The 12,464-nt window shown below is 61.8% G+C and carries 13 protein-coding genes and 1 tRNA gene; 4 read left to right on the top strand and 10 right to left on the bottom strand.

The features are described 5' to 3' along the window. The first annotated feature begins 9 nt into the window (after positions 1 to 9). A tRNA-Cys gene (locus WA702_RS00365) sits at positions 10 to 83 on the top strand. Positions 84 to 159: 76 nt separating this feature from the next. On the opposite strand, the gene WA702_RS00360 is transcribed toward WA702_RS00365, so the two are convergent. The 5 genes from WA702_RS00360 to WA702_RS00340 form a co-directional block, all read right to left on the bottom strand. Further along, positions 160 to 333: a hypothetical protein gene (locus WA702_RS00360; protein WP_425108540.1), complete on the bottom strand. Its 174-nt coding sequence runs from the start codon at positions 331 to 333 to the stop codon at positions 160 to 162. Between the two features lie 51 nt (positions 334 to 384). Further along, the gene (locus tag WA702_RS00355; RefSeq protein WP_425108539.1) at positions 385 to 1,122 is read right to left on the bottom strand and encodes a tRNA-uridine aminocarboxypropyltransferase; all 738 of its coding nucleotides are present in this window, start codon (positions 1,120 to 1,122) and stop codon (positions 385 to 387) included. Positions 1,123 to 1,252: 130 nt separating this feature from the next. Further along, a complete protein-coding gene (locus WA702_RS00350; protein WP_425108538.1) occupies positions 1,253 to 2,470 on the bottom strand; it encodes a class I SAM-dependent methyltransferase in 1,218 nt (405 codons plus the stop codon). Between the two features lie 7 nt (positions 2,471 to 2,477). Further along, complete coding sequence (locus WA702_RS00345) at positions 2,478 to 3,251, bottom strand: DUF1365 domain-containing protein (protein ID WP_425108537.1); 774 nt, start codon at positions 3,249 to 3,251, stop codon at positions 2,478 to 2,480. A gap of 4 nt (positions 3,252 to 3,255) precedes the next feature. Next, positions 3,256 to 4,569, bottom strand: a complete 1,314-nt coding sequence (locus tag WA702_RS00340; RefSeq protein WP_425108536.1) for an NAD(P)/FAD-dependent oxidoreductase — start codon at positions 4,567 to 4,569, stop codon at positions 3,256 to 3,258. A 243-nt stretch (positions 4,570 to 4,812) separates the two neighbouring features. Between WA702_RS00340 and WA702_RS00335 the strand changes: the two genes are divergently transcribed. Together WA702_RS00335 and WA702_RS00330 are read left to right on the top strand one after the other, a co-directional pair. Further along, complete coding sequence (locus WA702_RS00335) at positions 4,813 to 5,616, top strand: DUF1295 domain-containing protein (protein WP_425108535.1); 804 nt, start codon at positions 4,813 to 4,815, stop codon at positions 5,614 to 5,616. A 139-nt stretch (positions 5,617 to 5,755) separates the two neighbouring features. Next, positions 5,756 to 6,157 (top strand): DUF2177 family protein, encoded by a 402-nt coding sequence (locus WA702_RS00330; RefSeq protein ID WP_425108534.1) that lies wholly within the window; start codon positions 5,756 to 5,758, stop codon positions 6,155 to 6,157. A 69-nt stretch (positions 6,158 to 6,226) separates the two neighbouring features. Here the strand turns inward: WA702_RS00330 and WA702_RS00325 are convergent, their stop codons facing one another. Next, positions 6,227 to 6,877, bottom strand: a complete 651-nt coding sequence (locus tag WA702_RS00325; protein ID WP_425108533.1) for a ChrR family anti-sigma-E factor — start codon at positions 6,875 to 6,877, stop codon at positions 6,227 to 6,229. Further along, entirely contained in the window at positions 6,874 to 7,419 is a 546-nt protein-coding gene (locus WA702_RS00320; protein WP_425108542.1) for a sigma-70 family RNA polymerase sigma factor, read from the bottom strand. Before WA702_RS00320 ends, WA702_RS00325 begins: the two co-directional genes overlap by 4 nt. Before the next feature lie 424 nt (positions 7,420 to 7,843). On the opposite strand from WA702_RS00320, the gene WA702_RS00315 reads away from it, so the two are divergent. Beyond that, positions 7,844 to 8,878, top strand: coding sequence for a cysteine synthase A (locus tag WA702_RS00315; RefSeq protein WP_425108532.1), 1,035 nt, complete (start codon positions 7,844 to 7,846; stop codon positions 8,876 to 8,878). Positions 8,879 to 8,955: 77 nt separating this feature from the next. Here WA702_RS00315 and WA702_RS00310 read toward each other — a convergent pair whose 3' ends face one another. Genes WA702_RS00310 through WA702_RS00300 form a run of 3 tightly spaced genes read right to left on the bottom strand, consistent with a single transcriptional unit; the run spans position 8,956 to position 12,462 of the window. Further along, a complete protein-coding gene (locus WA702_RS00310) occupies positions 8,956 to 9,726 on the bottom strand; it encodes an amino acid ABC transporter ATP-binding protein (protein WP_425108531.1) in 771 nt (256 codons plus the stop codon). A gap of 11 nt (positions 9,727 to 9,737) precedes the next feature. Then, positions 9,738 to 11,228 carry an amino acid ABC transporter permease gene (locus WA702_RS00305; protein WP_425108530.1) on the bottom strand — a complete coding sequence of 497 codons (1,491 nt, stop codon included), beginning with the start codon at positions 11,226 to 11,228 and terminating at the stop codon, positions 9,738 to 9,740. Between the two features lie 28 nt (positions 11,229 to 11,256). Continuing rightward, entirely contained in the window at positions 11,257 to 12,462 is a 1,206-nt protein-coding gene (locus WA702_RS00300; RefSeq protein WP_425108529.1) for an amino acid ABC transporter permease, read from the bottom strand. Positions 12,463 to 12,464: the final 2 nt, after the last annotated feature.

The following is a 12,464-nucleotide window of genomic DNA, read 5'->3' as shown; positions in this document are numbered from 1 at the left end:
CGCCAGTGGGGCCATGTGGCGGAGTGGTTACGCAGCGGTCTGCAAAACCGTTTACACCAGTTCAATTCTGGTCGTGGCCTCCATTTCCAAACATCTGAAAACATTGACGCATCCGGCCGTTACGCGCCCGGCGGTCAGATGTTGGGCCGAGTTCCCAGTTCAGACCGGCAGATCGTCGATTCCGCCCGGATAGGGGGCGCGCGGTCGCGGAACCATGCCGCTCCGCTGCGGGATGGCCAGCACCACGGCTTGCCGGTCGAGATCGGCGACGTGACCGCGCAGATGGGCAAACTCCCTGATCTGCACCACGTTTGATTTTTCGGCTTGCTGCATGATCTCGCATCCTGATGTCATGCTGCAAAGCAGGAAGCGTAGGCTTGGTTCCTAAAACGATCGTTTAGGCCGCCGTCGATCCTGATTCTTGCGGGGTTTCGGCCGGGGCGTCAGTTCGGGGTGGCTCTGTTCCACCTCGCGATATCGCGCCAGCATTCGCTCAAAGCTGGCATTCAGTGTCTCGACGATGTCGGGGCGCCGCTCCAGGGCGCCTAACAGCATCCCGGCGGCCTCGATAGTGGAAAGGGCGTCCCGGCGCGGCTCGCGACGCAGCTGGCCGTAACGCGACGGCTGGCGGGGCCCCAGGATTACGCGCTGGCATTTCAGCATCCACGGATTGCGCCACCACAGCGCCTTGGCCTGGCTCCAGGTGCCGTCCAGCAGAATCACCCCCTCGATCGACTTGAGGACGGCGCGCTGGCTCTCCGCCGCTTCGCCCTTGCGCGTCAGCGCGATCACCTCGGCCTCGGGATCGAGATCAGAAGCCTTGGCCGAGCCCAGATAGAGGATGGCCCAGCGCGCGGGGTCCGCGACCGGTCGGCCCAAGGCTTTGGTGAGACCAGGCCAGGACAGGCCGACCCGCACCACGGCATCCTTGAAGTGCTGCGCCGCAAGCCGGGCCGTGCCCAGCCCCCTGTCCTGCTCCTGCGGATGCTGCAGAATCAGAAGCTTGGTACGGCTTTCAACCGGCCTGACGCTGTCGCAGATGCATAATGGCTGCGGCTTCTGGCAGCGCGGGCAATCGGGGACGGCCTCTTCGAGGGACGGTGTGGCGGGCTGTTCGGACATGGTGCGGCTATACGCGTCGCCAGCGCTCGCGACAATGGCCGATCACTCCGCCGGCGCCAGAGCGTTTCGTCGGCGAATCGCCGAGGCCGCGGCGACTTGCCTCCTCGATGCGGCTCACTTCGCGGTTGGATCAGCCAGGTCTCGCAAAAACGAGCTGGCGAACGTCGACGTTCGCCGATCTGAATCCGGCTTCGCAGTAGCAGAGGTAGTACTCCCAAAGACGACGAAAGCGCTCGTCGAAGCCAAGCGATCGGATCCGGGGCCATTCTGCATGAAACGTCTTACGCCAGGATGCGATAGTCAACGCGTAGTCTTCGCCAAAGACGCGTTCGCTTATCAGCGGAATATCGAACCTCCTGCCAAGCGCGCGCAGCGCTGCCGGGGAAGGCAGCATGCCGCCCGGGAAGATGTGCTGCTGCACGAAGTCCACCCGCTGCCGATAGCCATCGAACAAGTCGTCCCGAATTGTAATCGCCTGGATACCCGCGAGACCACCCGGCGCAAGTCTGTCGTGCAATTGGGCGAAGTATTTAGGCCAGAACTGCTCGCCGACGGCCTCGATCATCTCGATCGAAGCTATTCTGTCATACTGACCGCGTTCGTCCCGGTAGTCTTGCAACCGGATATCGACGCTATCAGCCAGTCCTGCTTCCTGGATCCGCTTGCGGGCGAAATCATGCTGCTCCTTGCTGATCGTCAGTGCAACGACCTTGGCTCCGCAGCTTCGTGCTGCAAACTCCGCAAAGCCGCCCCAACCGCATCCGATCTCGAGCAGTCTCTCTCCAGGCTGAAGCTGGATCGCCGACGCGAGTTGCTGGTATTTGTGCTGTTGTGCTTCGACGAGGTCGGTCATTCCAGGCGCAAACATCCCCGACGAATAGGTCATGCTTGGATCGAGCCAAGCCGAAAAGAATTCATTTCCCAGATCATAATGCGCGTAGATATTGCGCCTCGCCCGGGCTTTGGTGTTTCGCCGGCGTCGATGACCGAATTTCCGAACCAGTTGCAGCACCCGGCTGCCCGCCAAGGCGTCTTGGAGCAACTGCTCATTGAGGCAGAACAGATAGAGAAGTTGAGCGAGATCCGGCGTGCTCCAGTCACCTCGGATATAGGACTCGGCCATTCCGGTATCGCCACCGAACAGCAGGCTCCAGCCAAACCTGTAATTGGCGAGCTTGATCGTTGCCGAGGGCCCAGGTTCACGCCCGCTCAGCCACACCATGCGCCCGTCGGGCAGATGGACATTCAGCTCTCCACGATGGAGCTGGGCAACGCGGCCGAGGACCCGACGGACCTGTAGCGGAAGCTCGGGGAGCAGATGGTTCAGATTGTCGGCTATTGATGTCATTGCAGGTCTAAACGCCATTGGAACGGGGCAGCAGAGGCACACCTTTGATCCAAAGTCGAAGGGCCTCCCAATGGATCGCCGCCACCACCTTGAAGGTGAAAAGCGGCATCGTCGTGAACGCTCCGAGTAACGATCGCGAGCTGAGCGATCGTCTGAGTCCGTAGAAGGCGGCGGCTAGCACGGGGCCGTTCCGATCTGTCTGGATGATGCTGACTTTCATCTGCTCGCCCGGCTGAGAGACGCGGAATTGATACGACAGTCCCATGTCAAGGAAAGGCGAAACGTAGAATTGTTTGGTCTGATATTGCCGCACCACGTCGCTCCGGCCAGCGGCACCATCGACTTGCAGCACATAAGAGTGGTGTTCGCCGAAGGTATTTCGTACTTCATAAATCAGCAGCGCAAGCTCGCCAGAGGCACGATAGCAAAAATAGATCGAAAGCGGATTGAAGGCATAGCCAAGCATGCGCGGATAGCACAGCAGAAGAATGCGACCGCCTGACAGTTCAATGCCTCGCTCGGCTGCCAATCGCCTCACATATTGGCTCAAGGACCCCCCGTCTCGCTCTCCATGATCTGTTTCATGGAAACTGAACAGTGCCGCCTTGTTGACGGCGAACAAATATGATTGCCGGTCCGCTTCATCCAGCCGATCGAGCTCGATGAGCAGGCTCATGACACGGTAAGTGAAGCGGTGACGAACTGGCCGCAAGCGCGCATGCATCACCTTGCCAGGATAGAGCGCGGCTGCGGGGGCTGCCGGTTTGGATGTCTGCGACATGGCGCTACTCGGCGGCCTGCGCCATGGCAGGCTTCGCTCGGCGCCACGGTACCACGGCGCCGAGCGCTTCGGCGACCGCAATCGCCGAACGCAATCCATCTTCATGGAAGCCATAACCGGTCCAAGCACCGCAGAACCAGGTGCGGCGGCGTCCCTGAATCTCGGAGAGCTGCTTCTGCGCTGCAAAAGCTGCGACGTCGTATTGCGGATGGGAAAAGCGATAGCTACCGAAGGTCAGATGCGGCGCCGGTTCGAACGGCGGGTTGAGGCTGACGAACAACGGCTTGTCGTCAGGGATACCCTGTAGCCGGTTCATCCAATAGGTGACGGCGATGTCGTTGTCCGCAGGCAAATCGCGTTGCCAGCGCAGAAAGTTCCAGGATGCCCACGCATGCCGACGTTTTGGCATGAGACGACTGTCGCGATGCAGATAGGCTCGGTTGGGCGCATAGCGGATCGCACCTAGAATTGCGCGCTCGCGAGCGTCGGCGTCCGACAGTAATGCCAGCGTCTCGTCGCTATGGGAGGCGATCACGACGGCATCATAGCGCTCGCGGTTGCCGTGGCTGTCTCGGATCACGACGCCGCTTCGCTCGCGCTCGACCGACAGCGCCGCGCAGCCGAGCCGAAGCCGGCTCTTGAAGTCAGCCGTCAGCTTCTCGACGTAGCGGCGGCTGCCACCGGTCACGGACCGCCAACGCGGCCGGTCGAGGTGCAGTAGGCGGTGATTGTCAAAGAATTTGACAAAATTTTCTGCGGGGAAGCGACCGATATCGTCAGCGGACAACGACCAGATGGCGGCGCCCATCGGAGCCAAGTAGTCGGTAAGCAGGCGCGGTGCAAATGCTCCGTCCTGGAAGTACTGGCCGAGCGTAACGCCGGCGAGGCGTCCTGCGCGCAAGTCCGTTACGCTTCGACGGTTGAATCTCAGTATCTCAGCCAGCATACGCAGGTATGAGGGCGAGAACAGATTGCGACGCTGCGCGAAAAGTCCAGAGGCGGTCTGGTAGGCACCATCGCCCCCGCCGCGCCATTCAAAGCGGCCGGCATCCACAGACACCGAAAAGCTCATGCAGGTCTCCAGCGTGCCGACGTCCAGATGATTGAACAGCGCCGTCAACTCCGGATAGTTCAGCTCGTTATAGACGATGAACCCGATATCAACGTCGATCGACTCGCCGTCATAGTCGATCCGCGCGGTGTGACTGTGTCCGCCAGGACGCAACTCGCGCTCATAAACCGTGACGGGATAGTGTTGAGACAGCAGCCATGCGGCGGCATTGCCAGAAATTCCTGATCCAATTACCGCCAAACGCATCCTGACTTTGCTCCCCTCGTTCGACCACAGCTACGGACCCGCGGACGATCGGTTGCGGGCTGATCAAAGCTCTTGGTGCAATCGCCCAGTGATCCGGTCATGCAGCTGTGACGTTCTGGTTCTGTAAACGGTGGGATCGATGCTCCGGATCACATCGCACAGACATGTATTGCGGGATGACCTCAACCGGCCGCCGTGCAATCCGGTCCGATTGGACATGCCGGTTGTTTTCGAGCCCATGTCATGGCCCAGATGCATATTGAAGTTTTGGCAGCGATTGCATTCTCGCTTTCGGGTCTGATGGCGCTGGCCTGGATGATCCAGCAACGGACCGGCAACTCTGGTTGGGTCGATACGATCTGGACCTGTTCGGTGGGACTGGTCGGCGCCGTTGCCGCCATATGGCCGCTCGATGGGGATTTGCCCGCCCGCAAGGCGCTTGCGGCAGGCTTGGTGCTGCTGTGGTCAGCAAGGCTGGGAACACACATCGCGGTGCGATCATTTCGGGGGATCGATGATCCGCGCTACGCGAGCTACGCGCAGGAGTGGGGGGCGGCGGCCGCGCGGCGGATGCTCGGCTTCCTGCAGGCGCAGGCTCTGGTCGCGATCCCGCTGGCGTTTTCGATCTTTCTGGCTGCCCATGTGCCGCAACCAAGCTTGCGGATTCAAGATTATGCGGGAGCGGCAATTGCATTTGCGGCGATCGCTGGCGAAGCCGTTGCGGACGAGCAATTGCGGCGATTCAAGGCGAATGCCAGCAATGCAGGGGATATCTGCAACGTCGGCCTTTGGCGTTGGTCGCGCCATCCGAACTATTTCTTCGAGTGGAGCTACTGGTTCGCCTATCCCGTTATTGCGCTGTCATCGGCGTATCCATGGGGGTGGGTGAGCCTTGCAGCGCCCATCATTATGTACTGGATCCTGGTCCATGTGAGCGGGATTCCGCCCCTTGAGGCCCAGATGCTGCGGTCCCGCGGTGATCGCTACCGGGTTTATCAGGCGCAGACCAGTTCCTTCTTTCCCCTTCCGCCACGATCCAGTTCCTGAGATGCGCCCGCTTTCCTTTGCAGGCAGCTCAGGCCGAACGCTCGTGCCGAGCGCGTGATCCGATGCTGTGCCGGTCTCGTTTAGAGATGGTTGCACCCATTGGTGCCGGCCAACGCAAATGGCGGATTGGAGCTCGGCGATGAACTTACTTCTCACCTATCTGGCGGTCGCGTTCACGTTCGTGGCGGTCGACATGATCTGGCTTGGAATCATGGTCGAACGGCTCTACCGGCCGGCGCTGGGCGACATGCTGCGCACGGCACCGAATTTCCCGGCCGCTTCGGTCTTCTACCTGCTCTATCCGGTCGGCCTCATCGTCTTCGCCGTATTGCCGGCGCACCAAGAGCATAGCGCATTGAAGGCCTTCACCCAGGGCATGATGTTCGGCTGCTTCACTTACGCGACCTACGATCTGACCAACCAGGCGACGTTGCGGAATTGGTCGACCGCCTTGACCGTTGCCGATATTTGCTGGGGCACCTTCCTTGCCGGCTTGAGCGCGTGGTTGGGTTATCTCGCGGCACAGCGGCTGGGCTCTTAGTTGGCCCTCGACGTCACAGGACGGCTGTGGCGGATGGGCCGCCCTCGCCTGGCGCCTGATACAGCATAACTACAGGCGAACGAATGGGCTGATGAGGCGGCCCAAAAAGCCATTCATGCGCAGATTGCCGGTCATGGCGACCAGACAGAGGCACGGACCTTCCTCGCCGACGATGGGACGATGGTCCACGTCCTGATCGCCGTAATCGAAATCGCCCGGCCCGTACCGGCCGCCCTGGTGGCTGAAGCTCCCCTTGAGCACTAAGGTCAGCTCAGTGCCGGTGTGCGTGTGCTCCAGCATGCGGGTGCCCGGGGCCGACTGCAGAAGAAACGCCCGCGATCTGGCCGCTCCTCGAAGCGTGATCGGCTGCATGCTGATTCCCGGAGCGACTTGCCTTTGCTTGCCGAACTGGCAGGACCGCAGCAATTCCGGAAGATCATGTCCGCCAAGTGCCGCCCGAGTTGGCTTCAGGCGCGCCGGACCGGCAGGCCGTGGCTCGTCGATGTGGCGCATGACCAGATCGAACGCACCATTCGACATCGCCACGGGTTGCGCTTCCGCGAGCGTATGGCCCGCGAGCCGTTCGATCGCGTGTACAAATTGGCTGCACCGAGCGCAGCCCGAAACATGGACGCCGACGACGAGTTGCTCTGCCTCATCGAGCGTGCCAGCCGCGAGCTTGGCCAAAAGATCTTCCGGCGGATGATGCATGATCGTCATGATTCTTCGTCCAAAAGCTCTCGCAGGCGATTCATTGCCAGCCTGATGCGCGACTTGACCGTGCCGAGCGGGATTCCCAGCAGACGAGCGATTTCCGGATGCGGCTGCTCCTCGATGAATGAAAGCCGGATGACTCGGGATTGCTCCGCCGAGAGACATTCGATCGCGGCCGTGACGCGCGCGGTGTTCTCGGCCCGAGAGATCAGGACGTCGGCGGAGTCGGCCGGATCGGCTGAATCCGCCAGCTCCGCGTCATGGCCGAAGCGCCCAGAGCGCATCGTACGCCGCAACAGATCGATGCGCAGATTGCGCGCAATGGTGAAGATCCATGCCGACGCACCTGTGCTCGCTGGATCGAATTGAGCCGCCTTGCGCCAGACCGCAATCAATGCGGCTTGCGCGATTTCCTCGGCCTCATCAGCCTTGCACCCTGCCTTGAGCATCAATCCCTTGATGCGCGGCGCAAAGTGCTCGAACAGCGTCTTGAACGCATCCCGTTCGCCACGCGATGCAACCCGCCCGATCAGATCCGCCCATTCCACCTGCGCGCTCGGCTTCCTGCTCGCACGACCTGCCAGCCGTGACCCGTCCCTCCCGGGTGGTTCGAGCCTTCTCCGGAATGGCACCTGCTCCGTTCGGATAGCAGCGATCATGGAGCCTCTGCAAGACGACTGAGAGGTTAACGAACGGGACTGTCGGTCGGATCATCGCCGGTACAACGGTAAATTGGAGAGGCTTGGTCCCCACGAAAAGCACCCTGCCTGCTGTTCGCGTTCCCTTGGCCATCGGCGTCGCCTCACCCCCGCCACGCGCCCATTTTCTCCAAAAGGCACCCATCGCGGCATAGAAACCTGGGCGACCCCGCGGCATTCTGCCTATTGAGGGCATCGTCGGCGACGCCCAGGCGCTCGCGCAAAGCTGTGCGACACCATATGATAGGCATGCAATGAACCGGGACAATTTCGCATGACCACTCGAAACGACGTCATCCAGGCGATCGGCAATACGCCCCTGATCAAGCTCAAGCACGCCTCGGAGGCCACCGGCTGCACGATTCTCGGCAAAGCCGAATTCATGAATCCAGGCGGGTCGGTCAAGGACCGCGCCGGCAAATGGATGATCCTGGAGGCCGAGAAGCGCGGTGAGCTCAAGCCTGGCGGCCTGGTGGTCGAGTCGACTGCGGGCAACACGGGCATCGGGCTTGCCGTCGTCGCCGCCGCGCGCGGCTATCGCACCTTGATCGTGATCCCGGAGACGCAGAGCCAGGAGAAAAAGGACATGCTGCGGCTCTGCGGAGCCGAGCTGATCGAAGTGCCAGCGCTGCCGTTCTCCAATCCGAACAACTATGCGCATGTCGGACGCCGGCTCGCGGATCAGTTGCGCAAGACCGAGCCGAACGGCGTGCTGTTCGCCGACCAGTGGAACAACCTGGACAACGCCAAGGCACATTACGAATCGACCGGCCCCGAGATCTGGGAGCAGACCGATGGCAAGGTGGACGGCTTCATTTGCGCAGTCGGCACTGGCGGTACGCTGGCCGGCACCAGCCGCTATTTGAAACAGAAGAACAAGGACATCGTCACGGCCTGCGCCGACCCGCATGGCTTTGCGATGTACAACTGGTTCAAGAACGGCGAGGTCAAGTCGACACCAGGTGATTCCATCACCGAAGGCATTGGCATCGGCCGGCTGACGCCGGTGATCGAGACCGCAAATGTCGACACGGCCTTCCTGATCTCCGACGAGGAAGCCGTCGGCATCATCTATGACCTTCTGCAGCACGAGGGCCTGTGCCTCGGCGGCTCGACCGGCGTGAACATCGCCGGCGCGATCGAGCTCGCTAAACAGCTCGGCCCGGGCAAAACCATTGTCACCATCCTCTGCGACTCCGGCAACCGCTATCAGTCGAAGCTGTTCAATCCGGCATTCATGCGCTCGAAGAACCTGCCGGTGCCGGCATGGCTGGAGACGCGCAGCGACATCAAGCCGCCGTTTGTTTGAGAGAGGCGAGTAGCGAATGGCGAATAGGGAGTAGCGAATAGAGTTGTCCTATTCGCTACTCGCCATTCCCTATTCGCTCATCTGAGGATCTGACTGAGGAACAGCTTGCTTCGCGCATGCTGCGGAGCGGCGAAGAACTCCTGCGGCGTGTTCGATTCGATGATCTGACCGGCGTCCATGAACACGACGCGATTGGCGACCTCGCGGGCAAAGCCCATCTCGTGGGTCACGACCAGCATGGTCATGCCCTCTCTGGCGAGATCGACCATGGTATCGAGCACCTCCTTGACCATTTCAGGGTCCAGCGCCGAGGTCGGCTCGTCGAACAGCATCACCTTCGGATTCATGGTCAGCGCGCGTGCGATCGCGACGCGCTGCTGCTGACCGCCGGACATCTGGCCCGGATATTTGCTGGCCTGGTGCGGGATCTTGACCCGCTCCAGGAATTTCATCGCGGCTGCCTCTGCATCCTTTTGCGGAATGTTGCGCACCCAGATCGGCGCCAGCGTGCAGTTCTCCAGCACGGTCAGATGCGGAAACAGGTTGAAGCTCTGGAACACCATGCCGACCTCGCGGCGCACCTCGTCGACCCGCTTCAGGTTCGGACCGAGCTCGATGCCGTCGACGACGATCTCGCCCTCCTGGAATTCCTCCAGCGCATTGATGCAGCGGATCAGCGTCGACTTGCCGGAGCCCGACGGTCCGCAGATCACGATGCGCTCGCCCTTGCCGACAGTGAGGTTGATGTCCCGCAGCACGTGGAAGTCGCCGTACCATTTGTTAAGGCCGGAGATACTGACGATCGGGTTCGCGGCCGTCGCGTTGGCAATCATCGAGTTTGCAGTCATGGATCTCATACTCAATTGCGCCGGTGCGCGTTCAGCCGGCGCTCGACGAACAGGGAATAGCGTGACATGCCGAAACAGAACGCAAAGTAGATCATGCCGGTGAAGGCAAAGCCTGTGTACGCGGTGGTCGGCGTCGCCCAGACCGGGTCCGCGAACGAGGCCTTCAGGCTGCCGAGTAGGTCGAACAGCGCCACGATCGAGACCAGCGATGTATCCTTGAACAGCGAGATGAAGGAGCCGACCAGGCCGGGAATGACATGACGCAGCGCTTGCGGCATCACGACCAGCCTCGTGGTGTTGCCCCAGGACAGGCCGAGCGCATTCGCCGCCTCCCCCTGCCCGCGCGGAATCGCGGCCAGCCCGCCCCTGATCACCTCGGCCATGTAGGCGCCGGAAAACAGCGACACGCCGATCAGGGCGCGCAAGAGCCCATCGACACGCATGTTGCCGGGCAGGAACAGCGGCAGCATGTAGGTGGCGAAGAACAGCACGGTGATCAGTGGGACGCCGCGCACTAGCTCGATGAATGCGATCGAGGCGATGCGGATCAGCGGAATGGTCGAGCGCCGTCCAAGCGCAAGCGCGATCCCGATCGGCATCGAGGTGACGATGCCTGTCACCGACACCACCAGCGTCACCAGCAGCCCGCCCCATAACCGCGTATCGACCACAGGAAGACCCCCATGGTCGAGCCCCATCACGGCGATCACGATGCCAATGCCGGCGAAAGTGGCGAGAGTGGTGATCGTCGCGCGGATGGCGCGTGCGCCGCCGCCGCCGACGAAGAAGACCAGCGCCGTGACGACGAGCGTGGTGATGGCGAAATCGATCCACACCGGCTGGCGCGAGGTCAGGATCTGATCGCGCAGCCAGTTCAACAACCCGATCAGTTCGGCCACCGGCCAGAGCAGCGCGTGCACGACCGCGGCGTTCACGCCGACGCGCACCAGCCCGTCGCCGGCGCTCATCAGACTGTTGGCGAAGGCCAGCAGCAGACCGGTCAGCCAGCTCACGCCGAACCCGGAGATCCCGCTGCCATAGAGCAAAAAGAACGCCACCACAGGGAATGCGAGGAAGAACAGCCCGGCGTTCAGGCTCTTCGCCGGCAGGCGCGGAATCAACAGCGGCAGCAGCAGTACGGCGCCCAGCAGGAACACGACGTTAACCCGCCAGCGCTCGGCACCCGGATAGAAGCCATAGATGAACTGGTTCATTTTGGCGGCGATATAGGGCCAGCAGGCGCCGACCGGATGACCGGCATTCTGCGCCAGGCACGCCTCGCGATCATGGCCCTGCCAGACCGCATCGACGAACAGGAACCGTAACGCCGGGATGACCGTGAACCAGATCAGCAGTGCACTGAGAATGGTGAGCAGCACATAGCCCGGCGAACTGAACAGCCGCGTGCGCAGGAAGCCGATCAACCCGGTGGTCTTGACCGGTGCTGCGCGCTCCGCCACCAGATCCCTGCGGATGAAGGACTCTGCCGCGATATCACTCATGCGCCAGGCTCCTTTGCATCAAGGCCCCTCATGCACTCAGCCTCTTGCCAAGCCGCCAGCCATAGAGGCTCATGATCGCGCTCGTCACCAGCGACAGCGCGAGATAGACGCCCATCGTGATGGCGATGATCTCGATCGCCTGCCCGGTCTGGTTCAGCGCGGTGCCGGCGAATACCGAAACCAGGTCGGGATAGCCGATGGCGACCGCCAGCGACGAGTTCTTGGTCAGATTGAGATACTGGTTGGTCAGCGGCGGCAGGATCACCCGCAGCGCCTGTGGCACCACGATCAGGCGCAGCACGGCGCTGCGGCCGAGGCCCAGCGACAGGCCGGCCTCCATCTGTCCGCTGTGTACCGAGAGGATGCCGGCGCGGACGACCTCAGCGATGAAGGACGCCGTGTACATCGACAGCGCCAACGTCAGCGCCACGAATTCTGGAATGACGCGGGTGCCGCCGGCGAAGTTGAAGCCCTTCAGCACCGGCAGTTCGAAGGCGACAGGAGGACCGAATACGATTGTTGTGACCAGCGGCACCGCGATCAGCAGGCCGAGGACGTAGGGCCAGATCCGCATCGCGTGGCCCCTCAGGAACAGCTCGCGCCGTGCATAGGTATGCAGTGCAAGCGAGGCGACGATGGCAACGATCAGGGCAAGGAGGAACGGCAACAGGCCAGGCTCGCCGAGCGGCCGCGGAATGATGAGGCCGCGATTGCTGAGAAAGAAGCTGCCGAACAGCGAGATGCTCTGCCGCGGGCCCGGCAGCGCCGCGAGCACGGCAAGATACCAGAACAGGATCTGGAACAGGACCGGCAGGTTGCGGATGATCTCGACATAGGCGCCAGCCAGCCGTGACACAAGCCAGTTCGACGACAGCCGCCCGAGCGCGACAATGAAGCCGAGGATGGTGGCGAACACGATCCCGATCACGGAGACCAGGAGCGTATTGAGGAGTCCGACCACCAGCACGCGGGCGTAGCTGTCCGATCCCGAATAAGGGATCAGGGTTTGACTGATGTCAAACCCTGCATTGTTGTCGAGGAACTTGAAGCCCGGCGTGATGTGCTGGGCGTCGAGGTTGGCGCGGGCGTTGACGACGATCTCATAGCCCATCCAGACCATGACGACGACGAACAGAACCTGCAGGACAAAGCCGTTCCATCCCGCCTTTCCGCCGAGCGTACGCCTCAGGCGTAGCGCATATTGCGGCGGGGGTTGCCTGGCCTCAATGCTCATCG

It is taken from the genome of Bradyrhizobium sp. (genome assembly GCF_049798375.1).
Classification (GTDB): domain Bacteria; phylum Pseudomonadota; class Alphaproteobacteria; order Rhizobiales; family Xanthobacteraceae; genus Bradyrhizobium.
Note: the sequence above shows the minus strand (reverse complement) of the source record. Positions and strands in the feature narration are given on the sequence as shown.

Bases quoted from the DNA above. Each gene is read 5' to 3' on its own strand.
- WA702_RS00355 (WP_425108539.1), bottom strand. From the start codon at position 1,122: ATGTCCGAACAGCCCGCCACACCGTCCCTCGAAGAGGCCGTCCCCGAT.
- WA702_RS00360 (WP_425108540.1), bottom strand. From the start codon at position 333: ATGCAGCAAGCCGAAAAATCAAACGTGGTGCAGATCAGGGAGTTTGCC.
- WA702_RS00340 (WP_425108536.1), bottom strand. From the start codon at position 4,569: ATGCGTTTGGCGGTAATTGGATCAGGAATTTCTGGCAATGCCGCCGCA.
- WA702_RS00330 (WP_425108534.1), top strand. From the start codon at position 5,756: ATGAACTTACTTCTCACCTATCTGGCGGTCGCGTTCACGTTCGTGGCG.
- WA702_RS00300 (WP_425108529.1), bottom strand. From the start codon at position 12,462: ATGAGCATTGAGGCCAGGCAACCCCCGCCGCAATATGCGCTACGCCTG.
- WA702_RS00305 (WP_425108530.1), bottom strand. From the start codon at position 11,228: ATGAGTGATATCGCGGCAGAGTCCTTCATCCGCAGGGATCTGGTGGCG.
- WA702_RS00345 (WP_425108537.1), bottom strand. From the start codon at position 3,251: ATGTCGCAGACATCCAAACCGGCAGCCCCCGCAGCCGCGCTCTATCCT.
- WA702_RS00310 (WP_425108531.1), bottom strand. From the start codon at position 9,726: ATGACTGCAAACTCGATGATTGCCAACGCGACGGCCGCGAACCCGATC.
- WA702_RS00325 (WP_425108533.1), bottom strand. From the start codon at position 6,877: ATGACGATCATGCATCATCCGCCGGAAGATCTTTTGGCCAAGCTCGCG.
- WA702_RS00335 (WP_425108535.1), top strand. From the start codon at position 4,813: ATGGCCCAGATGCATATTGAAGTTTTGGCAGCGATTGCATTCTCGCTT.
- WA702_RS00350 (WP_425108538.1), bottom strand. From the start codon at position 2,470: ATGACATCAATAGCCGACAATCTGAACCATCTGCTCCCCGAGCTTCCG.
- WA702_RS00315 (WP_425108532.1), top strand. From the start codon at position 7,844: ATGACCACTCGAAACGACGTCATCCAGGCGATCGGCAATACGCCCCTG.